This is a genomic window from Halofilum ochraceum, from assembly GCF_001614315.2.
Classification (GTDB): domain Bacteria; phylum Pseudomonadota; class Gammaproteobacteria; order XJ16; family Halofilaceae; genus Halofilum; species Halofilum ochraceum.
The window spans coordinates 79,093-101,527 of sequence record NZ_LVEG02000017.1; the positions used below are offsets into that span (position 1 = coordinate 79,093).

General features: G+C 66.1%; 17 protein-coding genes. All 17 read left to right on the forward strand.

Annotation, left to right across the window (positions count from 1 at the left end; all coding sequences use genetic code 11):
* Positions 1–124: 124 nt before the first annotated feature.
* A complete protein-coding gene (locus A0W70_RS13695; RefSeq protein WP_070989579.1) occupies positions 125–562 on the forward strand; it encodes a hypothetical protein in 438 nt (145 codons plus the stop codon).
* A gap of 7 nt (positions 563–569) precedes the next feature.
* Positions 570–1,190, forward strand: a complete 621-nt coding sequence (locus tag A0W70_RS13700) for a hypothetical protein (protein WP_070989581.1) — start codon at positions 570–572, stop codon at positions 1,188–1,190.
* 139 nt (positions 1,191–1,329) lie between these two features.
* A complete protein-coding gene (locus tag A0W70_RS13705) occupies positions 1,330–1,731 on the forward strand; it encodes a prepilin-type N-terminal cleavage/methylation domain-containing protein (protein ID WP_070989583.1) in 402 nt (133 codons plus the stop codon).
* A 190-nt stretch (positions 1,732–1,921) separates the two neighbouring features.
* Positions 1,922–3,916, forward strand: a complete 1,995-nt coding sequence (locus tag A0W70_RS13710; protein ID WP_070989585.1) for an O-antigen ligase family protein — start codon at positions 1,922–1,924, stop codon at positions 3,914–3,916.
* A gap of 447 nt (positions 3,917–4,363) precedes the next feature.
* Positions 4,364–4,900, forward strand: coding sequence for a type IV pilus modification PilV family protein (locus A0W70_RS13715; RefSeq protein ID WP_083331022.1), 537 nt, complete (start codon positions 4,364–4,366; stop codon positions 4,898–4,900).
* 2 nt (positions 4,901–4,902) lie between these two features.
* On the forward strand, positions 4,903–5,382 hold the full coding sequence (locus A0W70_RS13720; RefSeq protein ID WP_070989589.1) for a pilus assembly FimT family protein: 480 nt from the start codon (positions 4,903–4,905) through the stop codon (positions 5,380–5,382).
* The gene (locus A0W70_RS13725) at positions 5,375–6,283 is read left to right on the forward strand and encodes a type II secretion system protein (protein WP_070989591.1); all 909 of its coding nucleotides are present in this window, start codon (positions 5,375–5,377) and stop codon (positions 6,281–6,283) included. The genes A0W70_RS13720 and A0W70_RS13725 overlap by 8 nt, the downstream gene beginning before the upstream one ends.
* The gene (locus A0W70_RS13730; RefSeq protein ID WP_070989593.1) at positions 6,280–6,678 is read left to right on the forward strand and encodes a hypothetical protein; all 399 of its coding nucleotides are present in this window, start codon (positions 6,280–6,282) and stop codon (positions 6,676–6,678) included. The genes A0W70_RS13725 and A0W70_RS13730 overlap by 4 nt, the downstream gene beginning before the upstream one ends.
* A 162-nt stretch (positions 6,679–6,840) precedes the next feature.
* Positions 6,841–7,389: an RNA polymerase sigma factor gene (locus tag A0W70_RS13735; RefSeq protein ID WP_175443127.1), complete on the forward strand. Its 549-nt coding sequence runs from the start codon at positions 6,841–6,843 to the stop codon at positions 7,387–7,389.
* On the forward strand, positions 7,379–7,816 hold the full coding sequence (locus A0W70_RS13740) for a hypothetical protein (RefSeq protein ID WP_070989597.1): 438 nt from the start codon (positions 7,379–7,381) through the stop codon (positions 7,814–7,816). Before A0W70_RS13735 ends, A0W70_RS13740 begins: the two co-directional genes overlap by 11 nt.
* A gap of 613 nt (positions 7,817–8,429) precedes the next feature.
* The gene (locus A0W70_RS13745; RefSeq protein WP_175443128.1) at positions 8,430–13,409 is read left to right on the forward strand and encodes a DUF6701 domain-containing protein; all 4,980 of its coding nucleotides are present in this window, start codon (positions 8,430–8,432) and stop codon (positions 13,407–13,409) included.
* A gap of 172 nt (positions 13,410–13,581) precedes the next feature.
* Complete coding sequence (locus tag A0W70_RS13750) at positions 13,582–15,006, forward strand: sigma-54-dependent transcriptional regulator (RefSeq protein ID WP_070989601.1); 1,425 nt, start codon at positions 13,582–13,584, stop codon at positions 15,004–15,006.
* Positions 15,007–15,141: 135 nt separating this feature from the next.
* Complete coding sequence (locus tag A0W70_RS13755) at positions 15,142–16,104, forward strand: ExeA family protein (RefSeq protein WP_070989603.1); 963 nt, start codon at positions 15,142–15,144, stop codon at positions 16,102–16,104.
* Complete coding sequence (mshL, locus tag A0W70_RS13760) at positions 16,101–17,771, forward strand: pilus (MSHA type) biogenesis protein MshL (protein ID WP_070989605.1); 1,671 nt, start codon at positions 16,101–16,103, stop codon at positions 17,769–17,771. Before A0W70_RS13755 ends, mshL begins: the two co-directional genes overlap by 4 nt.
* The gene (locus A0W70_RS13765) at positions 17,768–19,231 is read left to right on the forward strand and encodes a tetratricopeptide repeat protein (protein WP_070989607.1); all 1,464 of its coding nucleotides are present in this window, start codon (positions 17,768–17,770) and stop codon (positions 19,229–19,231) included. Before mshL ends, A0W70_RS13765 begins: the two co-directional genes overlap by 4 nt.
* Entirely contained in the window at positions 19,228–20,943 is a 1,716-nt protein-coding gene (locus A0W70_RS13770; RefSeq protein WP_070989609.1) for a GspE/PulE family protein, read from the forward strand. Before A0W70_RS13765 ends, A0W70_RS13770 begins: the two co-directional genes overlap by 4 nt.
* Before the next feature lie 285 nt (positions 20,944–21,228).
* Positions 21,229–22,434: a type II secretion system F family protein gene (locus tag A0W70_RS13775; protein WP_070989611.1), complete on the forward strand. Its 1,206-nt coding sequence runs from the start codon at positions 21,229–21,231 to the stop codon at positions 22,432–22,434.
* Position 22,435: the final 1 nt, after the last annotated feature.

A 22,435-nucleotide genomic window follows, 5' to 3' on the forward strand; every position in this document is an offset into this window, starting at 1 on the left:
AAAGGATGGACCCGCCATTGCGAACGCAGCCACCGCTGCGAAGAGCCAGACGCGACGCGGCAGGAATCAATCCAGGCCACTCCGCCATGCACAAACCGGCCTCTCCATCCTCGAATTCACCCTCGTGGTCAGCATCTTCAGCGTCCTGATCGTCTTCGCGGCCAACCGCATCACGGAACTGCGCGTTGACCTCGAGCGCGCGGCCGTCGAACATACGCTCTCCGGCATGCGCAGCGCGCTCGCCCTGAAATTCTCCGAACTCCTGATCCAGAGCGAGCGTGAGCGTATCCGCGAATGGGCCGGCGGCAACCCGCTGGAACTCTTCGAAAGCCGCAAAGCGCTGGAAGCCGAAGCCGGCGCGGACCCCGGACCGGGCGACTGGCATTACGACCGCGAACGCGGCGAAGTCGTCTACCGGCCCGCCTACCCGAATGCCCTGACCGGCGACCCGGATGCGGTGGGTCGCTGGCGAGTGACCGTACGCGGTGAAGAACAACCGAACGGCCTCGAGCTGGTGGCGATCGAACCGCTGCCCGGCATCGGCCGCGCCCAAGGGGGATAAAAAACCAATGGATGAAACGACCGCCCTGCTCGTGAGCGCGGCCTTCGCCATACTCGCCGCCCTGCTTGCGCTGACCGCGCTGCTGGGCGCCGCCGTCGCCATCAAGCCGGATCTGCTCCCGCGCCTGCGCGCCGCCGCCGATCGGCGCTACTCCATGCGCCGCGTGACCCGCCCGCTGGACGTGCCGCGCAATATCGATCGAATCCTCTACCGTCACCACAAGCTCTATGGCGTTTTCGTGGTCGCGCTCGCGATCTTCCTGCTGTATTTTCTGGCGTTTGGCGAGCAGCGGCCGTTCTGGCGCGAACTCTTCCCGCCGGATTACCGCGAAGTGGCGTCCATCGTGGCGGATGTGGCACGACTCGTGCTTTGGTTATTCACGGTGTTCGCGCTCATGATCGGTACGATCGTGTTCGTTCGTCCGAGCGCGCTCAAGCGGCTGGAAAGCCGGGCCAACCAGTGGGCCACGCCCCGCCGCGCGACCCGCGATCTGGACCGCGAGTACCGCTGGCTCGATGAACGGCTGGGACGGCGACCCCGTCTCTGGGGTACGGTGACCCTCTTATTGAGCCTGACCTGCCTGATCGCACTGCTCGTGCAATGGCAGGCATCCGGCTTGGCCGGCTGAAACAACGACAAGATCCGATCGCACCGCGACCGGTTTGTCACAATCTGACAGGGAAGGTAGCGCACCGCTGCGGCGGTGACGCCCGCAGGCAAAGCGGATACACGGGCTGCGGCCCAACGCAAAGAGAGGAGAAAACATCATGATGAACAAACAACAGGGTTTCACCCTGATCGAACTGGTGGCGGTCATCGTCATCCTGGGCGCGCTGGCGGTTGTCGCGCTGCCGCGTTTCATCAATCTGCAGGACGAGGCTAACGAGGCGGCGCTCGAGGGCGTTGCGGGTGCTGCAGGCTCAGCAATGGCGGTCAATCTTGCCGGCGTATTGGCGAGCGACCAGAACGCTGAAAATGTCGATAACTGTAATGACGTCGGCGCGCTTCTGCAGGGTGGTCTCGCCAGCAACTACGAAGCCGAAAACGAAACTATTAATCCTCCAAATGGTACCGAGGCAACCTGTACGCTGCGACAGGATGCAAATAATGAAGTGTTCAGCTCCGCCACAAATTCGACCACTTTCACGGGTTATTACGCGTCGAACTGAAGTCTCGCGGTAATGCTGGATGCGTGGCTCCGGGGCGGATTATTCCCCTCGGGGCCATTGCCTGCGGACGTATTGAGGATCTACTAGAAAAATCCAGTACTTTATTGTCCCCCGAAGCTGAGACTGGCGTTCGAGAGCGCGTGGAAGCACGGCATCGACAGGGGCACCGGTCACGGAATCAACCTCCGCGATGATGACCGGGGCGACTGATACCGGCGATACGGGCCCGCGGACCGGATGGTTCGGGATCCATTTCAAACACCGAATCTCGCTCGACGCGATTTCGCCTGTGTGCGTCCTCGTCGCCGTGGTCGTCGCATCGTTTTACAACGGCATCCACACTGACTATTACGCCGCCGCTGGGATCACGATCTGCGTCGCCATCGTATTTGCTGTCTGGAGTCCAGGCGCAAGGCCTGCGCTGTCGATCGGACCGGCAGGCTGCATGCTGGCCGCGCTTTTCCTCTGGACACTCGTCAGTACCCTGTGGTCAACGGTGCCCTACCTCACGTCCATTCACGCCGGGGCCATCGGTTGCGCGCTCGGCGCTTATCTTGTCGTCCGCATTCAGGGCGCAAGCGCTATAGCATCAGCGCTCACTGCAGGATTCCTCCTCACGGGAGGTTTCGCATTCTCTCTGTTCATGATTCTGCAAGCCCTTGCGGGGGAGCGGCCCGAAGGGACTTTCCTGAACGTCAACACCGCGGGTGCGTTCGTCAATCTCCTCTGGCCCGTCGCGGCCGCGCTTGTGCTGCACCCACGTATTGAAAAAAAGCCGAGACTAGTTCTTCTGGCACTTGTTACGACAAGCATTTTCGCTGTTGGTATCACTGGGGGGCGGGCGCTCGCCCTCGCGTTGATCGCGGCTGTCGCGGTCATGGCCATCGCCGCCCTCTGCTGGGGATATCGCCGCAAAGTCGCCGTGCTGGTGATCACGGTCGCTATTGCGCTCGTGCTCGCTCACGGGCTTAACCGTCTGCTCCCGGACAGCGGTATCCGCGGGCTCGGGCATCGTCTGACTACCCTGTCCGATCCCACTGCGGCGGGCGCTTCCCGACTGCGAATCTGGGAGCCCACCTGGCAGATGATCCTGGAGCATCCATGGCTCGGCTGGGGGCCGGGTACCTTTTTCCAAGCGTACACGGCATACCGGCCCTCGCAGGACGGGAGCGCGGGATTTCAGGCGCATAACGACTACCTTCAGGTTTGGGCAGAGTCCGGACTCCCGGGCCTCGTCCTTCTGCTGGGTCTTGCCGGTGCGTGTATCTATATCTACACCCGCGCCATGCGGCGCCCACCGGCAAGCAACGGCGATCGGGTCAAAATCATTGCAGCAGGCGGTGCACTCGCCAGCGTGGGCGTCCACGCGCTGTTCAGTTACAATCTCCAGGTACTCGTTTACCTGATCGTGCTGGCGATATTTCTTGCGATGCTCGATTCGACCGCAGCCACCCGGATCGTGACGGCGGTCCCCATCGCTCGCCTGCGCAGACGCCGTCTTCCCGCCGTTGCCCTGATTCTTCTGTTGGCAATTCCGGCCGTTCATCTCGGTACTGTGGCCACATCCCACCGGTACACTAACCGTGGGGTCACGCTTCTTGCCAACGGTGACTACCAAGCGGCTGATGAGGCGCTACGCACCGCCGCTCGTCTCTGGGATGCGCAGGATCTAGCACCGGGTCTGCAGGCCAAGGTTCGGAGCCGTGCTCTCGATACTGTCGAAGAGAGCGATATCGATCAGCGGCAGGCGTTGAAGCGCCAGGGGATTCAGCATGTTGAAGCCGCGCTGGAGCGGAATCCCCTGCGCGCGCTCCACTACCTTACGCTTGGCCGTATCCAGCTGGAGCCGCCCGGCGCCGATCTCGACGCCGCCGCCGCGAGCTTCCGGCGCGCATTGGCCCTGAATCCGCGCGCGGCGTCGGCACGGCGCGAACTCGCACTCCTGCTCCGAAAACGTGGCCGCGAAGACGAGGCGCTCGCAGTCGCCAACGCCGGCTTCGGCATGTACTACTCGCGTGCAAACCCGATTCCACTCATGCAACTCGGAATCGAGCTGCGATCGAGCGCTGGCGATCACGCCGGTGCCGAACGTCTCCAGACCCAGATACGCGAGCGCCGCGCACGGGCCGAAAGCCTCGACGAAGAGACAGGGGAAGTCCTCACCGCTGAGCCGGGTGATTCATAGCCGGATGAGTAATAAAACCAGTACAGCACCGGTGACGCGTCAGGCAGGCACCCCTCCCGGGACGATAGCGTAATGCTGTTCCGGTTGGCCTCTGCTGAAACCCCGATTGGATCGTCGCACGCCTGACGCCAATCTATCGCGCGGGATCCGCCACCAGGACGGTGTCTGTGTATGCCCGGCACCTCGACGAACTGACCGAGCACCGATGGGCCACTCCGCGGGGCCGCTTACGCCAGAGGCTGCGCTGTTCGCGGGGCTGGACGCCTCGCGCGATGTCATAATTCTGTTCTGGGCGAACCGCTTGTCATACGGCGCGCATGGTCCCGACCGGCGCGCGGATGGGGTGAATCTGGCATGCCGTGGTCGTCGGCGAGCATTTTGCATGCGACAACCGTTAGACTGACATAAGGTTTACCCAGACCAAATCGGTTCAGCGAGGCAGGCGGCATGCCTAGGCGCATACAAACCGCGATATCACGCGGCTTCACCCTCATCGAACTTGTGATTGCGATCGTTGCCCTCGCCGCGTTGGGTGCGGGTCTTGCCGCCGTATTCATCCAGGCCCCCGCGGCAAGCGCCGACCCCCAGATCCGCGCCCAGGCGCGTGCGATCGCCGAGGGCTACATGGAGGAGATTCTGCTCAAGGCCTACGAAAATCCGGAACCGGGTTTCGACGAAACCGGTGGAGTCGAGACCGAGGGCGGCAGCCAGGAGACCCGCGACGAATACGACGATATCTGGGACTACTGCAATATCGGCGGCAACAATGACTGCAGCCAGGGTATGGAGACGCCAACCAATCAAGATGGAAACGCCATGGCGGATAACAATGATGATGGCGTCGGGGTGTTGGACGACTACACCGTCGCGGTCGTGATCGAGGGAGACCATACGACCTCGGGTCCCGCGACGATCCGGGTCACGGTCGGCCACAGCACCGGCCGGGTGAACTACGAACTCGTCAGCCAGCGGGCGGATTACTGATCATGCGCGCGGTACGCGGCTTCAGCCTCATCGAACTGGTGACCGTGCTGGTGCTGATCGGCGCGCTCGCCGTGTTCGCGGTGCCGCGGCTCAACACGGGCGGGTTTGCCGGCTACAGCTTCCACGAGGAACTGCTCGCCGTCGTGCGCCACGCACAGAAGACCGCGACCGCATCGCGCTGCGAAGTAGAGGTGACAGTCGATAAAAACAATGACAGCTACGCGATAGTGTTCACGGGCGCAGGGCCGGATGGATGTCCACCCGCCGATACGCCGCTCATTGCGCCCGGCCGCGGCGGTAATCTCGCGGGAAACGCACCGAGCCGCGTCAACATCAATCAGGGCGCGCAGTTTATCTTCGACGGTTTCGGAGTGCCGAAATCAACGACACCGCCGCCCGAAATCACCATGACCACCACGATCGAGATCGACAATCGCCGCCGGATCGAGATCGAGGCGTTCACGGGGTACGTCCATGACTGATGCGCGCAGCCGCCACCGATCGATCCGGGGATTTACCCTGGTCGAGTACATCGTCGTGATCCTGATCATCGGCGTCCTCGCCGCCATCTCGGCGGTCTTCATCGTCCAGCCCTTCGAGGCCGCCCGCGACACGACCCGCCGCGCGGAACTGGTCGACGCCGCTGAGACGGCCCTGAACCGCATGACCCGCGAGATTCGCCTCGCCGTGCCCAACAGCGTGCGCATCAACGCCGGCGCCAATGCGCTCGAGTTCCTGCGTACGACAACCGGTGGGCGTTACCGGCGCCTGCTCGATGGTGATGGCAATGGTAATGTGCTGGACCCGACAGTGGACGCCAGCGAGCAACCCGCGACCTTCGACGTGTTGGGTGGGCTGCCGGATCCGGACGGTGACGTGGCCGCCAACACCCGTTCTGCCGGCCGTGACTGTGCCGAGGGTAGCGGTTACTGCATCGTCATCAACAACACCGGTCCGCGCGGCACCGATTTCGATGCCTACGACACGGGCAACAACGTCGCCGCGATCACTGCCACCAGCGGCCTTGGTGACAGCGACAGGACAAACGATACCCTGACCTTCGATACGGGGGGCGCCGGTGCGGCCGCGGCCTTTCCGGCCCATTCAGCCAGTCAGCGATTCCAGGTGATGGACACGGCCGTGACGTATGTGTGTACTGGCAGCCGCATCGATCGTCATCACGACTATGGCCTGAAAGATCCCCAGGAGGCGCAGCCTGGAGGCACCGTCAGCGAACTGGCACGCGACGTGGTGGACTGCGAGTTCACGTACGACGACGGCGCGGGCCAGCGCCATGGCCTGGTCACCATCGACATCACCATCCAGCGCGACGGGGAGACCGTGCGCCTCGTCGATCAGGCCCATGTGGTGAACGTCCCATGAAGCGGCCATCGAACCAACGCGGCGTCGCGCTTTTCACCGTCGTCTTCCTGATCGTGGTGGTCGGTGGCCTCGCGGTCTCGCTTGGCCTGATCAGCGGTCAGCAACAGCTCACGACCGTGCAGACCCTGGAGCAGACGCGGGCGTATTACGCGGCTCGGGCGCGCCTCGATACCCTGATCGCGACCGTGCTGGACCCGAGCAACAATTGCCCAGTATCGGCCCCGCCGCCCTTTGAGGGATTCACGATCGAACAAAGCTGTGATTCCTACAGCGTCAACGAAGGCGGCGCTCCTTATGAAATATACGAGCTTGAGGTGAGTGCCTCTAGCGGCAAAGCCGGCAGCGGCACCTTGGTGCACCGCTCCATCCGGGTTCAGGTGACCTCGGGCCCATGAATGCGATGATCGTAGGCCGGCTTTTGCCGAAGGCAACAGCCGGCGTTTGTGCGCAGCGGTCCGGCGGTGTGCGCCGGCTGGCTCCCTTCGGTCGCAAACCGGCCTACGGTGCGGGTTATGCGGGCGAATGGCGCAGGGCTCAGCGAAGCGAATGCGTCACCGATGCGACCGGGCGCCCGACACGATACCGGCAAGAGCCACATGGCCGAAGGCGATGACGCTATCCGGCGCTGGTGCCGTGATGGCGACGAGCGCTGGTTCGAACGCTTCTATCACGCCCATGCAACGCCGTTGTGGCGCATGCTCGTGCTTCGCGGTGTCGATCGCGACGCGGCCTACGACGTGGTCGCCGAGGCCTTCAGCCGCCTCATCCAGCAGGTCTGTCAGCGCCCGGAGGCGCCGCGGGCCCTGCTCTACCGTATTGCACTGAATCTGGTCACGGATCGGTTTCGCCGCAGCCGTGTCCGCGCCGTCTCCGATACTGATCCGGACACCCTCGGTCACGCCGGGCCACCCGTGGAACTCACCGAAGAGGCGCGGCGCCTGCTGACCCTGCTCGATCCCAGTGAACAGAATCTGTTGCTCATGCGTTACTGGCTCGGGATGACGCACCGTGAGGTCGCCGAGGTGCTCGAATGCCCCGAGGGCACGGTCCGGCGCCGTGCCGCGGCCCTGCTGCAGCGCCTGCAAGAGACGTTCGATGAGACCTGATCCGGACAAGGAGCGGCAGTGGCAGGCGAGGGTCGCTATCCAGCTGGCGGACGCCCCCGATCCCGATCCCGTGCGTCTCGCCGCGGGCCTCGCGGTGGCACAGGTGCGGGCGGTCCGCCGCCGGCGGGTACGAGTTGGCACGATCATCGCTGCGGTGGCCTTGTTCGCCGGCAGTGCGGCGGCCGCTGGCGCCTGGTGGCTCGGATATGCCGGCAGCAGCTACGACAACACGGCGCCTACGACCCCCGACGCGACCCCGCCGAAACAGCGGGCGCTCGAGCGGCGGCCGGCGTCGTCGTCGGACAACGAAGGTGCCGGCGAAAACGGGTCAACCAAGTCACCATCAGGGCGACGCGACGGCGCAAACGGTGCGGATGCTCGGGATCAGGATGACGAAACACCGTTCATCTACCGCCCCGCCGAATGACGTCGGCGTGGAAGAACGTCTTTATGGCGTAATCCGTGCCAGAGGCGGGCTTTGTGGCCAAGGAACGCAAATGGATCGATCGGATCCCGCGGCAGGAGGACCTCCAACTGGTACCTGTCTCGATCCAGTGTACGTAGCAAGTCTGGGAGCGTCGGCGACAGCGGGCTCGCAACCTGACCGCCGGCACGTCCCGATGCCGGCCGCTGTCATGTCTAGCCATTGGCGCCGTCAACTGGACTGCGCGGCAAGCCGAGGTTCCAGGGTTGGCGTCGACTCCGGAAGCTGCACCCGCTGCATGATGGAAGGCGCCGGAAGACAGATGTGTTCAGCCCCGACGTGTAATCCACGCGTTCCGGGACCGGTACTGCGGTCGGCCGGCGACCATACCGGAATATCGCGTCGTGCAGCATGGGGCTACGAGTACTCGAGGCCGCAAATCCGTCGAGTGGCGGTCGCGTCTATCGGTAATCGCGATTCGCGCGATGACATGGGTCGCGTGCCGCCGACCGAACTAGAGTAATTCCGGAATTCGCCGGCACTAGACCGAGGTGGGGAACCTATGGCGTGCGCAACCAGACATCCAATTGCCGCCGTTCTGCTGGTAATGGCCGGGGTGCTGAGCCCACCGTCGTCGGCTGACCAGACGGAAGAGTTCACCACTCCGGGCTCGGGGACATTCGAGGTCCCCGATACCGTCACGGAACTCACCGTCGAGGTCTGGGGCGGGGGCGGTCGCGGGGGCGACGCCGACGGCAACAAGAAGGGCGCCGGCGGTGGTGGCGCAGGCGCGTACGCCCGCTCGGTCATCTCCGTGCAGCCTGGCGATTCGTTTGACTACACCGTTGGCGCGGGCAGTGCCTCCGCGACCCAGCCAGGCGGGACGAGTCGTTTCGGCAGCCCGGCGGTGGCGGAGGCGCAAGGTGGGCGCAGTGTTTCCGGAACGAACACGGAACCGGGAGCGTCCGGGGGCCAAGCGAGCGCGAGTACCGGCAACCAGGAGAGACTGAACGGCAGCGACGGCGCGAATGGAAGCAGTGCCGGCAGTTCTGCCAGCGGTGGCGATGGCGGTGATGCCCCGGACGGCACTGACATCGCAGGCGGCACAGGTGGTGCCGGTGCGTCGGGTGGTGGAGATGGCGCCCCGGGCGGTGCGCCGGGTGCCGGTGGCGGTGGGGCTGCGACCGCCACCGGCGGCGGTGGGTCCGCGGCCCAGGACGGCGGCGCGGGCGCTAACGGACGGATTCGGGTCACGTACGTCACGGGTGGGCCCTTCATTGGTACCGGCACGGGGCTGACGGGCGCCTACTGTAATCGTCCTGACGCGTCCAGCGCCCGCAACGATGTCTGCGACACGAACCCCGACGTCGAGCGCGTCGATGCGACGGTGGAATTCACGAACGGCGATCCGGGCTGGCCGCCGGCCGGAGTCGATGAGACTACCTACAACGTCCGCTGGACGGGGCAGGTCCAGGCTCAGTGGAGCGAGGACTACACCTTCCACGCCCTGCACGACGACGGCGTGCGCATCTGGGTGGATGGTACCCAGGTGATCGACAATTACAGCGACCAGGACGACGCCTGGACCGATTCGGGCATGCCGATCAGCCTGCAGCGCGGTCAGAAGTACGACATTGTCATCGAGTGGTACGAGAACCAGGGGCAGCAGGACATGACCCTCGCCTGGTCGAGCGCATCGACCGCCTTCCGCACCACAGTCCCGCAGACGCAGCTTTACCCGGACAGTGCGCCCCCGCCCGCACCCGGCGGTGATCTCTTGCTCGAGTGGCGCATGGACGAGTCGGGATGGAGCGGGACCCCGGGCGAGGTCACCGACGCGTCCGGCAACAACCGCGCCGGAACGGCGGAGGGCGGCGCCGACACGGCGGGCGCCCCTCCGGCCATCCCGGGTGATCCCGGCACCTGCCGCTACGGCGACCTCTCCGGCGGGGGGCAATACGTGCTCGACGACAATGCTGGCGACTATCTCAACGGCCGCAGCGCGATCACGGCCACCGCGTGGGTGCGCAACACCGCATCGACGCCGGTAGACGCGGGCATCTTCAATACCGGTCCGACGATCGGCCAGGACAACAACCTCGCGATCCGCTATGACGCTGCCGGCGCCGGCAGCGGGTCCACGGCCGGCCTCAAGGCCTCGCTCAATACCGACCAGTGCGCCTCCGGGCAGGACTGCATCCAGGTGGAGACGGACAGCGGGCTGCAGGTCCAGGACCAGTGGCAGCACGTGGCGATGACCTGGTCATCGGGCGACAAGATCCGCATCTACATCGACGGCGTCGAGGTGCAGACCACAGTGGTCAACGGCAGCGGCAATCTGACCGGCACGATCGACGACGTGGACTTCCTGCGCGTCGGTCAGAGCAGCAAGGGCGGCGAGGACTGGCAGGGCTCGATCGACGAGGTGCGCATCTACGACCGTGCGCTCGACGAGAGCGAGGTCAAGACCGTCTATAACGCGACGCATGCCTGCGAAGCGTCCTCCGGCGGCGGCAACTGCAGTGCGACCTTCCCGAGTGCAGTGCAGAACACCGCGAGTGGCGGCAGCATCGGTCTCGGGTTCGACGCGCAGATCACCGATTCCGACAACGCGCTCGAGACGACGACGCTCAACGACAACGTCGGCTTCGGCAACAACAGTTGTGGCAGCGTTGACTGCACCGCCACCACGCCGCTCGCCACGGTGCCGAATGTGCCGAACTTCCAGACGGCCAGCGGTAACAACGATGTCGATACTCAGGGCGGGGCCTCGTCGTTCGCGCTCGGCCAGGACGGCGAGACGGACTACGACCAGGTCCGCATCCGCAACAACGAGACGCTCAACGACAGCGGCAACTTCTCGACCTACCGGATCGATGATCTACGGCTCAACTTCCGCTCTACCTGGAATCTCGCCGGCGGTGCCGACTACTACGTGGACGACATCACGATCGGCACTCGCACGGAGATCAACGTGACGGGCAGCGGCACGGCCCGTTTGTTCGTGCGCGGTTCGGTCACGTTCCCCAACCGCTCCACAGTCAATGCGGGCGGCACGCCGAACCAGTTGCTCATCGTCGGTTACAACGACATCACGGTAGACAACGACATCGGGCAGACCGCCAATGCCCTAATCTACGCACAGGGCGACGTCAGTCTCGATTTCCAGGACCAGGTTAACGGGGCGGTGGCTGCGGCCGGCACGGTCACGGTGGGCAACAGCGCGGGCGTCACCTATGACTCGGGCGCCGTGACCGGGGTCGACGATCGCGGCTTTTGTCCGATCATCGACGAACTCGACGGCTACTCGATCGACATCGGCTCCGGGACTGCCAGCACCTGCCAGCCGCGCACGGTGACGATCATGGCCGAGGACGATGCGGGCGATCCGCTGACCGACTACACGGGGACGGTGGATCTGGCGACCAGCAGCGGCAACGGCACCTGGTCAATCGCGGACGCCGACGGGACGCTGACGGAGGCCACCGCGGACGACGGTGCGGCGAGCTACACCTTCGTCGACAGCGACAACGGCACGATCGAGCTCGACCTCGCCAATCAGCACGCCGACGACCTGACCATCACGGTGACCGAGGACGACGGGAGTCCGACGGCGAGCAGCGCCACGCTGAGCTTCCGCGACAATGCCTTCGTCATCGACTCGATCGACCCGCTCGGCGACGACGTGGTCGCCGGGCGCGACCACGACCTGCGGGTGACGCTCTGGCGTCGTGATCCCGCCACCGGCGACTGCGGCATCGCCGACGCCTATGCCGGCGCGAACCAGGGCGTGAAGCTCTGGCTGGACCGCAGTGCCGGCGACCCGAACGGGAACGCGCCCGACGGCACGGGCGTCGACAGCGCGACCCTGCCCGACAGTGCGCCGGGCTCGAACAACATCACGCTGGACTTCTCGGGCGCCACCCTCGGGCAGGCGGGCCGTGCACCGCTGACGCTGGGTACCGACGATGTCGGGCACTACGCTCTGGATATCCGTGACGACACCAGCGGCTTCGCCCAGGACACGGCGGGTAACCCGCTGCCGATCAGCGGCGGCTCGACCGACTACGTCGTGCGCCCGTTCGCCTTCTCTATCACGTCCTCGCGCAGCGACTTCACGGCGACCGGACCGGGCGACGACAGCGCTGACGGCCCGTTCGTCGCCGCCGGCAGCGACTTCGACGTCACGGTGACCGCGCTGCAGTGGCAGGCCGCCGACGACGGCGACGACGACGGCGTGCCGGATACCGGGGCCGACCTGCTGGACAACGGCGCCACCCCGAACTTCGGCAACGGCACGCCGGCGCCGACCGTCGATATCGCCCACACGCTCTCCGCGCCCACCGGCCCGGGCGCCGTCGGCGGCACGCTGACCGGCGGCAGCGGCGTCGCCGGTTTCGGCAGCGCCGGCGGTGGCGCCACGACGACGCAGTTGTCGTTCGACGAGGTGGGCATCCTGGTGCTCACTGCGGACCTCACTGACTACCTCGGCGAGCCGGGAGCCGATGTCACCGGCACCCGCTCCGACATCGGCCGGTTCATCCCTGCGCGCCTCGAGGCGGCAGGCAATGAACCGGAACTGGCACCCTTCTGCGGGCTGGCACCCGGTTTCACTTATCTCGATCAGTCGTTCGGGTACGCGACTGATCCACGGGTGACGATCACCGCCTACAATGCGGCCGGCAATGTCACCGAAAACTATGGTGACGCCTTCTGGAAACTCGCCGTGCCGGCGGAATTCCCGAATCGAACCTATACGGACCAAAGCGGCGCCGCCGCCACGCTGAGCGATGACGCAACCAATACCACGATCGCCTGGGCCGATGGCGGGGCCGACGGGTTCGGCGGCAGTGATGCCGCAACGATTACCGGCGAGCAGTTAACCTACGGGCGCAATGGACTCGAGGCGCCGTTCGAGGCCGCCGTTGATCTGCGCATCCCGGAAGCCGACCTGACCGACAGCGACGGGGTCTGCGCGCCGGACGCCATCCCGGCGGACGGCATCTGTAACACTAATGCCGGCGATAGCGGGGCCGATCTCGTGTTCGACGGTGACGGCGGCGCGGGCCAGCAGCCGATCGGGGGCACGCAACTGCGTTTCGGGCGCCTGCGCCTCGATGATGCCTATGGCCCGGAGGTCGCGCCGGTCGTCCAGCGCTGGCAACTCGATTACTGGACCGGTACGACCTGGGCGATCAATGGTGACGATACCTGTACCGTCCTGGCGCTGGCAGATGACATTGAACTGGATCCGGACGAAGCCGCCGGCAGCGGCAACGAGGTCGACGGCACGCAGGAAGTGGATCTGAGTTCGGGTGACGGCACGACCTCGGTCGTGCAGCCGACACCCGACGTCATGAGCGGTTCCATCCTTTTTACCGGCGGTCTGGCTGATGTGCGATACGAGGCCCCGGGCGCGGGCGACCGCGGCTGGATCGAGACGCGGGCGCTGCTGGCGACCGACTTCCCGCACCTGCTGGCGGACACCGATGGGGATGGCGTTTTCACCGATGAGCCATCGGCACGGGTGACATTCGGTATCTTCGCCGGCGACTCCGAGCAGATTTATCTGCGGGAGGTGTTTCCCGCGCCATGAGTCGAGCGCGCAGGCGTTGAATCCTGGGGCTAACGCTTGGGCACTTATGACAATCTCTGCACACGTTTGACGGAAAACCGACATATCTACTTGAGTCTGCGCGCCAAACGTCGAATAATCGACGCCGTCGCCCTGTGCCCGGCGCCGCGGCGCCCGCTACCGGTAGAGAATAATGTCGAACGAAGCCGCCGGCTCGGCCGCTCCGAAACCCGGACTGCTGCTGGTCGATGATGACCCGCTGATCCGGGACAGCCTGTCCTACATGCTGCGCCCGGATTTCGATGTCCACGTGGCGGAGACGCGGCGCGAGGCCACCGAGATTCTGCAGCAGCTCGAACCGACGCCCGTGCTGGCGCTGGTCGACCTCGGGCTGCCGCCGTATCCGCATAAGCCCGACGAGGGCTTCGCGCTGGTGCCCGAGTTGCTGGCGCACAATCCCCGCATGCGTGTGCTGGCGCTGTCGGGCCAGGATGACCCGGCGAACCTGCGCCATGCCTTTGCCCTGGGTGCCGCCGACTTCATCGCCAAGCCCTGCGAGCCGGAGCTGCTGAAATCGCGCCTCAGCCACCAGCTCATGCTCATCGAGGCCGAGGAAGAGGCGGAAGAGAAAGCACCCGAGACGGTACTGCACGGCGAGAGCGCCGCCCTGGAGGCGCTGCGCGAGCAGATCGCCCAGTTCGGCGATGCGCCGTTCCCGGTCCTGATCGAGGGCGAGTCGGGGACGGGCAAGGAGCTGATCGCCAAACGCCTGCATGAGCTCAGTTCGCGCGCGGACCAGCCGTTCGTGGCCGTCAACTGCTCGGCCTTCACCGAGACCCTGCTCGAAGCGCAGCTCTTCGGGCACGCCAAGGGCGCGTTCACCGGCGCCACGCAGGCCCGGACCGGTTTCTTCGAGGAGGCGGGCGACGGCACCCTGTTCCTGGACGAGATCGGTGAGATGCCACAGGAGCTGCAGTCGCGCCTGTTGCGGGTGATCGAATCGGGCGAGTATTACCGCGTGGGCGAGACGCGTCCGCGCACGGCCAACGCCCGTCTGGTGGCCGCCACCAACAAACAGCTGCTGCGTGAGGTGGACGCCGGGCGTTTTCGCCAGGATCTGTACTATCGCCTCAGTATCCTGCCGATCCACGTGCCGCCGCTGCGCGAGCGCGCCGAGGATCGCCTCGGCCTGCTGGCGTTCTTCCAGGATTTCTACACCGGCACGGTGCCACCGTTCTCGCTCGACGACGGCGCCCGCGAGCGCTGGCTGGCCTATCCCTTCCCGGGGAACGTCCGGGAGCTGCGCAATATCGTGATCCGTCTCGGGACCAAGTACCCGGGGCGCACGATCGACGCGGCCACGCTGGAGGGCGAACTCGACCCGACCGCGGCCACGCCTGGATCCGCTGGTGCCGACACGCGCTCGGAGGAGGAGATCGCCCGCGACCGGCTCGACGACGGCGACTTCGATCTCGATCGCCACCTCGCCGAGATCGAGCGAACCTACGTGCGGGCCGCGCGCGATCTGGCCGGCGGCAACCTCAGTCGCGCGGCCAAGCTGCTCAACGTCAACCGGACCACGCTCTACAGCAAGATCGAGCGACTGGGGGATGATTGATATCGGCTGAGAGTCGAACGCCCTGGCCGTGGCGGAACCCGCCTCCCGGTGTCGCCCGGATGGAGGCGCGACCGGACTCCGGGGCGCGCCGGGTTACCGCCACTGGCCGGCATGCCGTCGAACAGGGGCTGCCGCATGTACCTTGAGCACTTCGGCCTCGACCACCCCCCGTTCCGGATTACACCGGATACGCGCGTGTTTTATGAGGGCGGCGACCGCGGTGCAGTCCTCGAAGCCCTGGCCTGGGCGGTCGAGAATGGCGAAGGCATCGTCAAGGTCGTCGGTGAAGTCGGCAGCGGTAAGACCGTGCTGTGCCGGATGCTCCCGCAGAAGCTGCCCGCGCACGTGGATGTCGTTTATCTTGTCAATCCGGGGCTGGGGCCGGATGACGTGATCCCGGCCGTCGCCTTCGAGCTCGGCCTCGACATCCGTGCCGAGGAGCGGCTGGCGCAACAGCACCGGCTGCACGAAGAACTGGTCGAGCGCCATGCGCGCGGTCGCCAGGTCGTGGTGTTCATCGAGGAAGCGCAGAACATGCCGCTGGCGACCCTCGAATCGCTGCGCCTATTGTCGAACCTCGAGACCGATGATGCGAAGTTGCTGCAGATCGTGCTGTTCGGCCAGCCGGAACTCGACCGCAATCTCGACGCCAACGAGATCCGGCAACTGCGCGAGCGCATCACCCACTCATTCGACCTGCGGCCCCTAGAGCGGCAGGATGTCGCCCGGTACCTCAATTTCCGTCTGCGTGCCGCCGGCTATCGCGGCCCTGACCTGTTCGGTCCGCGCATCGCGCGCGCGCTCAACCGCCATGCCCGGGGCCTGATCCGGCGGCTCAACGTGCTGGCGGACAAATGCCTGCTGGCGGCCTACGCCGAGGGTACGCATACCCTGAGATTGCGCCATGTCCGGCGCGCGGCGCGGGACGTCCAGGCACCGGATACGCGTGCGCGGGTCGGGCGGCGACGCATCGCACTGGCCGGTGCCGCCGTGATCGTCATCGCGGCCATGGCATGGATCGTGCTGAACGGAGAGGGTCCGGGGTATATCGAGACCGATCTCGCAATCGGAAATACCGCGGGGGGAGACAGCCAATGACCGAAGGAAGTCCGGTCCCGATCCGGATCGGCCTGTGCGCGCTCGTATTCGCGCTTCTGGCCGGTTGCGGTGTGACGCGCCCACCGAGCCCCTCCGAGGGGCACATCGAGGCTGAAAGCGACGGGCAACAGTCGCAGGACGGCGACGCGTCGGCCACCGATGACGCCATCCCGGATCCCGTGACCAACGGCGCCCCGCTGCCGGCGCCCTCCGAACCCGAAGAGGTGGAACGCTATACGGTGGTGGTCAATCAGGTGCCCGTGCGCGAACTGCTGTTCGCACTGGCGCGCGATGCCGATATCGAGATCGACATCGCCGGTGATATCCAGGGCGAGGTCACCCTCAACGCGATCGACGAAACCCTGCCACGTCTGCTCGAGCGGATTTCGTATCAGGCCGCGATCCGTTATGAGCTCGACGACGATTACCTGCGCATCGCCGCCGACGAGCCGTATCTCGAAAGCTACCCCGTCGATTACGTGAACCTCTCGCGCAATGCGACCAGTACCGTGGAGACCGCGACCCAGATCACCTCCACGGGATTCGGCGAGGACGGTAGCGGTGGTAGTGGCTCCGGCGGAGGTTCTTCCGGGACGAACAATTCGAGCACCAGCCTCGAGAACGAGAGCGATAACCAGTTCTGGAGCACCCTGGAGCGCAATCTCTCCGGCATGCTCGGCGTCGAGGTCGAGGACGCCGGGGAGCGGTCCGACGAGCGGCGCTATCTGATGATCAACCGCGAGGCCGGTTACGTCACGGTCCGGGCGACGCAGCGCCAGCATGAGCAGGTGCAGCGTTACCTCGATCGCGTCATGGAGAGCGCCCGGCGCCAGGTACTGATCGAGGCCACCGTGGTCGAGGTCGAACTCAGCGATCAATACCAGGCCGGTGTCGACTGGAGTTACATCTCCAGTTCGGTCGGTGGCCTCGATCTGCTGGAGCAGAACCTGACCGCCGGTTCCCTTGGCAGCGCACCGAACGCGCTCGCCACCTTCGTGGACACCGACCTCGGCGGCGGGGAACTCCAGGCCACCGTGCGCGCGCTGGAGACCTTCGGTGACGTCAGCGTCATGTCGAGCCCGAAGATCATGGCCCTGAACAATCAGCTTGCCATCCTCAAGGTCGTCGACAACCGTGTGTACTTCACGGTTGATGTGGAGCAGACGCTGGACGAAGGGGTTACCAACACCGTCTTCGACAGTCAGATCAATACCGTCCCGGTCGGTCTCGTCATGACCGTCACGCCGTATATCGGTTCCGATGACGAGGTCCTGCTCAATACCCGACCGACCGTGTCGCGCATCCTCGGGTTCGTCGAGGACCCGAACCCCTCGCTCGCAGAGGCCGGTGTAACCAACCAGGTGCCCGAGATCCAGGTCCGCGAAATGGAGTCGCTGCTGCGCGTGAACTCCGGCCAGGTCGCCGTGATCGGGGGTCTGATGCAGGACAGCATCGACCAGAGCGAGCGCAGCGTGCCCCTGGTCGGCAATCTGCCCCTGGTCGGTAACCTGTTCTCGTATCGCGACGACCGGGTCGAGAAGACCGAACTGATCATCTTCCTGCGCCCGACCGTCGTCGATCAGGCGAATCTGGACGGCGATATGAAACGCTTCCGCCAGTACCTGCGGAGGCCAGAAATCGAGTCGGACTCCCCGGAGCAGCCGTGAGCCTCCTGCTCGATGCGCTGCGCCGCGCCGGTTCCGCACGCGGCAATGACATCGCCGAGCCGGTGAACCGGCGCCCGGCTACCGACGACAATGGCACCGCGCGTGCCGGCGTGGACGAGTTCGATCTGGATCCCGATGCCGCGACCGCCCTGGAGGCGAGCGGCGAGACCGCCGGCGCTGGCCTCGAAGGGCCCGCCCGCGCCGAGGCCGTCTTTCGCGGCGGCGCCCCGGGACGGCGGGTCATCCGTACCGCCGCCCTGTATACGCTGGTTGCGCTCATGCTGTTGGGCGGGCTGGTCGTGGGCGGCTGGTACTACTATGAGTCGACCCGCAGCGCGGTTGATCAGGAGCTTGTGCGCTACACCCCGGACCCCGCGACCGCGCCGGTGACCGACCCGGTAGCCGAGCGCGATGCCGACGCCGATCCGGCAACCGACGATGCGCTCACAACGGCAGCAGCCGACAGCGCCGCTACCGCCCCCGATGGCGCCGACTCCGATAGCGTCGGGGCGGATACCGGCGCCGCGGAGGGAGATGCCGCGGCCGCACAGGCCGCTGCCGCCGACGGCGGTGACGGCAATCCCGCGGACGCCGCCAACGGGACGCCGGAGCAGGGTAGCGCCGCGGCGAACGAAGGGGCGACCGCGGGCGACGCGGGTACGGCCGCGAGCAGCACTGCCAGTGCGGAAACGGATTCCGCCTCCGGATCCACCACCGCGCAGGCGAATGCCAGTGCGGGCGCAGCGGACGCCACGGCGCCGGAAAGCGATAACGCCAAGCCGGCCTCGAATCCATCCCGTGGCACGAGCGCGTCGAGCGACGAGACGCGGACCGCCGCGGAGACGGGCGACGCGCCGATGGTGCGCAGCACCGGCAGCGCCGATGGCCGTTCCCCGCTCGGCCAGGCCCTGCAGGAAGGCTACCAGGCGCTGCGTGGCGGTGACCTCATGGCGGCGCGACGGCACTACCGCAAGGCGCTCGACCTCGCCCCGTCGAACCGGGACGCCCGCCTGGGCGCGGCCGCGGTGGCCCAGCGCCAGGGCAACGCCGCGGCCGCGATTGAACATTACCGCCGGGTATTGGCCGACCACCCGCGCGACCCGTACGCGCGCTCCGGTCTCGCCAGCCTGCAGAGCACCGCCGATCCGCGCCAGCTCGAGAGTGAACTCAAAACGCTCCTGAAACAGGACCCGAACGCCCACGCGCTGCGCTACGCCCTGGGGAACCTGTATGCGCGCGAGGACCGCTGGTCGCAGGCGCAGTCGGCGTACTTCGAGGCGTTCCGCAGCGCCCCGCAGGAGGCGGACTACGCGTTCAATCTCGCCGTGGCGCTGGATCAACTGGGTAAGCGGGAATCGGCCGTGGAGTACTATGACCGCGCCCTGGAACTGGCGGGTGACGGTTCCGCCTCTTTCCCGCTGGAATCCGCCCGCCGCCGCCTGGAAAGCCTCCGCCCATGACCGAGACCGAGCAACGGCAGGCCGCCCCGCCCCGGCGCCTCGGCGAACGCCTCGTCGAGGCGGGCATCGTCAGCGGCGACCAGCTGCGGATCGCGCTCACCGAACAGGACCGGGACGGTGAGCCGCTCGGCCGGATCCTGATCCGCCTCGGTTTCGTGACCGAGGCGGTCATGCGCGAACAGCTCGGCGAGGCCCTCGGGCAGGAGAGCATCGACCTCGCCCACGCGGTCCCGGACCGCGAGGCGCTCGCCCGCATCCCGAAGGAGCAGGCCAAACGCTTCGGGATCGTCCCCATCAGCTGGCGCGCTGATGAGGAAGCGCTCTATATCGCCATGGCCGATACGTTCAACCTGGTGACGCTCGACCGGGTCCGTGCGTACGTCGGCAGCGCGATCGAGATCCGCACGCTGCTGGCCGGCGAGGTCGAGATCGACGAGGCCATCGATCGCTTCTACGGCTACGAACTGTCGGTCGACGGCATCCTGCACGAGATCGAGACCGGCGAGATCGATTACGCCAGCCTCAACGCCGAGTCGGGCGAATACAGCCAGCCGCTGGTGCGCCTCGTCGATGCCATCCTCGCCGACGCTGTCAAACGTGACGCCTCGGATATCCACTTCGAGCCCGAGGAAGGCTTCGTCCGCATCCGCTACCGCATCGACGGTGTGCTGCGCCAGATCCGCAGCCTGCATGCGCACTTCTGGTCGCCGATCGCTGTGCGGCTCAAAGTGATGTCGGACATGAATATCGCCGAGACGCGTGCGCCGCAGGACGGGCGCATCTCGCTGTCGATCGGTGGGCACGTAATCGACTTCCGCGTCTCAGCGGTGCGCACGACCCATGGCGAGAACATCGTCCTGCGCGTGCTCGATCGGCACAAGGGCATCCGGCCGCTGCCGTCGCTCGGCTTCGATGAAGAAACGATGGACACCCTCAACCTGATGATGTCGCGCCCCGAGGGCATCATCCTGGTCACGGGCCCGACCGGCAGCGGCAAGACGACCACGCTGTATTCGATGCTTTCCCACCTGAACCAGGAAAGCGTGAATATCGTCACGCTGGAGGATCCGGTCGAGTATCCAATGCCGCTGGTGCGCCAGAGCGCCGTCAACGAGGCCGCGAAGCTGGACTTCGCCAATGGCATCCGCAGCCTCATGCGCCAGGACCCGGACATCATGCTGGTCGGCGAGATCCGCGACGAGCCGACCGCGAGCATGGCCTTCCGCGCCGCCATGACAGGCCATCAGGTCTACTCCACGCTGCATACCAACTCCGCGCTCGGCGCGATCCCGCGCCTGCTCGATATCGGCATCCTGCCGGACGTCATCGCCGGCAACATGATCGGTGTCATGGGCCAGCGTCTGGTCCGCCGGCTCTGCGAGCACTGCAGGGCGCCCTATTCTCCGGACGCCGCGGAGCGCCGCCTGCTGGCCCTGGAGGCGCACGGCGATCACACGCTGTATCGCCCCGTGGGCTGCAGCCGGTGCGATGGCCGTGGCTATCGCGGGCGTTTTGCCCTGCTCGAGGTCCTGCGCATGGATGCGGATCTCGACGACCTGATCGCCCGCCGCTCGACGCTCAAGGAGCTCTCCGCCGCCGCCTACGACAAGGGCTTCCAGACGCTCGCGGCGGACGGCGCCCGCCGCGCACTCGAGGGCACGACTTCGCTGGAAGAGGTCGCCCGCGTCGTCGATCTGACGAGTCGGGTGTAGTGTATGGACGTGCAATCCATCATTGCGGACGTTGCGGTTCGCACCGAAGGCGCCGGTCTGATCGGCCGGGCGGCTGAACACCGTAGGTCGGACTTCAGCCCGACACCCCGGTGTCGGGCTGCCCAGCGTGCCCTTTTTGCCGAAGCGCGGCGTTCTGCGGGGTTCACGGGCCGGCGGCAAAATCCGTTCGATCGGGGTGGGCACCGGCAATGGACCCGTAGTGCACGCCGACACGCTGGTGTCGGGCTGAAGCCCGACCTACAGCCATTGCTGGCGTCCTGAACCATGGACACCTACAAATACAAAGCCATGGACCAGCAGGGGCGCCGGGTCACCGGCACCCTCGATGCGGCGAACCTCACCGATCTGGAGATGCGCCTCGGGCGCATGGGGCTCGATCTCATCGACTCGCGCGAGGTGCGCCGGGTCACCCTGTTCCAGCGCTTCCGCCGCACGCCACGCGCCGAACTCATCAACTTCTCGTTCCATCTCGAGCAGCTGCTCAATGCCGGCGTGCCCATGGTGGATGCCCTGTCGGATCTGGGCTCGACCATCGACGACCCGGGCTTCCGCGATGTGGTCGCGGAACTGGTCGAGGCGATCGAGGGCGGCAAGACCTTCTCCGGCGCCCTCGCCGATTTCGAGCACGTGTTCGGCAGCGTCTACATCTCCATGATCCGCGTGGGCGAGGAGAGTGGCAGTCTGCCGCGGGTGCTGCAGGATCTCGGCGAGATGCTCCGCTGGCAGGACGAGATCGTCGCCTACGTGCGCCGGGTGATGGTCTATCCGCTGATCGTGCTCGCCGTGGTCGGCGCGGCGGTCGGTTTCCTGATGGTGTACCTCGTGCCGAAGCTGACCTCCTTCCTGCAGTCGGTGGGCAGTGAACTGCCGGCGCACACGCGCGCGCTGATCGCCGTATCCGACTTCTTCGTCGCCTGGTGGTATGTGCTGCTGCTGGTGGCGCTCGTCACGCCGGCCGTGATCCGGTATCTGTCGCGCAACAGCCCGCGTTTCCGGTTTGCCTGGGATGGCTTCAAACTGCGGGTATGGCTGTTCGGCGACCTGATGTACAAGATCCGCCTGGCGCGCTTCTCGAACTACTTCGCGCTGATGTATGGCGCGGGTATCACGGTGCTAGACGCCCTGCGCCTGTCGCGCGCCCTGATGGACAATGCCGTGCTCGAAGAAGCCGTCGACCGGGTGCATCGCCACATCGGCGAAGGTCAGACGCTCGGCGAGGCGTTCGCCCGCACCGGCCTGTTCCCGCCGTTCGTGGTGCGCATGATGCGCGTGGGCGAGAGCACCGGCGCGCTCGACGAAGCGCTGCGCAACGTGAGCTACTTCTACGCCCGCGAGGTGCGCGAGGCGGTCGAGCGCCTGGAACCGGCGATCCAGCCGGTGCTGACCGTGTTCCTCGGCGGCCTGGTGGGCTGGATCATGTTCTCCGTGCTCGGGCCGATCTACGACACGATCGCGACGCTGGATTACTGAC

Bases quoted from the DNA above. Each gene is read 5' to 3' on its own strand.
- A0W70_RS13730 (WP_070989593.1), top strand. From the start codon at position 6,280: ATGAAGCGGCCATCGAACCAACGCGGCGTCGCGCTTTTCACCGTCGTC.
- A0W70_RS13705 (WP_070989583.1), top strand. From the start codon at position 1,330: ATGATGAACAAACAACAGGGTTTCACCCTGATCGAACTGGTGGCGGTC.
- A0W70_RS13700 (WP_070989581.1), top strand. From the start codon at position 570: ATGGATGAAACGACCGCCCTGCTCGTGAGCGCGGCCTTCGCCATACTC.
- A0W70_RS13735 (WP_175443127.1), top strand. From the start codon at position 6,841: ATGCGACCGGGCGCCCGACACGATACCGGCAAGAGCCACATGGCCGAA.
- A0W70_RS13755 (WP_070989603.1), top strand. From the start codon at position 15,142: ATGTACCTTGAGCACTTCGGCCTCGACCACCCCCCGTTCCGGATTACA.
- A0W70_RS13710 (WP_070989585.1), top strand. From the start codon at position 1,922: ATGATGACCGGGGCGACTGATACCGGCGATACGGGCCCGCGGACCGGA.
- mshL (WP_070989605.1), top strand. From the start codon at position 16,101: ATGACCGAAGGAAGTCCGGTCCCGATCCGGATCGGCCTGTGCGCGCTC.
- A0W70_RS13740 (WP_070989597.1), top strand. From the start codon at position 7,379: ATGAGACCTGATCCGGACAAGGAGCGGCAGTGGCAGGCGAGGGTCGCT.
- A0W70_RS13725 (WP_070989591.1), top strand. From the start codon at position 5,375: ATGACTGATGCGCGCAGCCGCCACCGATCGATCCGGGGATTTACCCTG.
- A0W70_RS13775 (WP_070989611.1), top strand. From the start codon at position 21,229: ATGGACACCTACAAATACAAAGCCATGGACCAGCAGGGGCGCCGGGTC.
- A0W70_RS13750 (WP_070989601.1), top strand. From the start codon at position 13,582: ATGTCGAACGAAGCCGCCGGCTCGGCCGCTCCGAAACCCGGACTGCTG.
- A0W70_RS13715 (WP_083331022.1), top strand. From the start codon at position 4,364: ATGCCTAGGCGCATACAAACCGCGATATCACGCGGCTTCACCCTCATC.
- A0W70_RS13770 (WP_070989609.1), top strand. From the start codon at position 19,228: ATGACCGAGACCGAGCAACGGCAGGCCGCCCCGCCCCGGCGCCTCGGC.
- A0W70_RS13720 (WP_070989589.1), top strand. From the start codon at position 4,903: ATGCGCGCGGTACGCGGCTTCAGCCTCATCGAACTGGTGACCGTGCTG.